Genomic DNA, 1,199 nt, shown 5'->3' with positions numbered 1-1,199 from the left:
GCGTGCTGGCAACCGGAGCTGGTAAACCCGGAACATCGCAGCTACTGGCTGGATCAGTTCAGTGATGAACTGCCTGTCCTGGAACTTCCCGGCGATTATCCGCGCCCTGCAGGCCGCACCTATACCGGCGGCCGCGTAAGACGGGAACTCTCTCCTGCGTTGTTATCTGGTTTACAGCAGCTGTCAGATCAGCAGGATGCTTCCCTGTTCATGAGTGTATTGTCACTGGTAAACACCTTGCTGTATCGCTATACCGGCCAGGAAGATATTATTACGGGCAGCCCTGTGTCAGGGCGTGAGCATATAGACCTGGAAGACCAGATCGGTTTTTATGTGAACACGTTGGCGCTGCGCAGCCGCTTCCATGGCAGCGGGAGTTTCATTGACCTGTTATCCGGTGTGCGCAGACACACCCTGCAGGCATATGCGCACCAGTCGTATCCTTTTGACGCGCTGGTGGAAGAACTGCCACTGCAGCGTGACAGGAGCCGCCACCCGCTGTTTGACGTAATGGTGGTATTACAGCAGGAGGCAGATTATGCAGCGGTATGGAACAATCATTCCGATAAGCTGAAGATTAGCGAATACCTTTCGGATCTGCACCTGACCAGTAAATTCGATCTGCAGTTTACCTTTTTACCGCAGGGCGATACGCTGGTGACAGAGCTGATCTATAACAGTGATATTTATTCCTCGGCCAGCGCCTCGCAGCTGCTGGCACACCTGGAACAACTGTTGTCCGTCATATTGCTAACTCCGGAACAACCGTTGTACCAGCTGGATTATTTAACGGCAGCAGAAAAACAACAGCAGCTATCTTTCCCTGAAAGTGGCTACCCCGCTACATTGACGCTGGTAGATCTTTTTGAGCAGCAGGTGGCAGCTACGCCGGAACGTATAGCCGTTTCCTTTAGAGATCAGCAAATCAGCTACGCTACGCTGAATGCCCGCTCTAACCAGCTGGCGCGCTACCTGCAGGGGCAGGGCATCAGTGGCAATGAGCTGGTCGCCGTGCAGCTGGGGCGTAAGCCTGAACAGATCATCGGGATGCTGGGCATCCTGAAAGCAGGCGGGGCATATGTGCCGGTAGACCCTGAATACCCGGCAGACCGCATCAGCTACATGCTGTCCGACAGCGGCAGCCGCCTGGTAGTAGATGATGCCGTGCTGGAACAACTCGCCGGCTACAGCGCAGAAAA

Annotated in this window: 1 protein-coding gene; it reads left to right on the top strand. The window is 54.6% G+C overall.

Going from position 1 to position 1,199, the window contains the following annotated elements; translation table 11 throughout:
* Positions 1–1,199 (top strand): condensation domain-containing protein (locus GWG06_RS30340; RefSeq protein WP_160718177.1); only part of this gene is annotated, 1,199 nt, incomplete at both ends.

The organism is Chitinophaga solisilvae, assembly GCF_009928525.1.
In the GTDB taxonomy this organism is placed as follows: domain Bacteria; phylum Bacteroidota; class Bacteroidia; order Chitinophagales; family Chitinophagaceae; genus Chitinophaga; species Chitinophaga solisilvae.
This window is presented reverse-complemented; position numbering and strand designations above follow the sequence as displayed.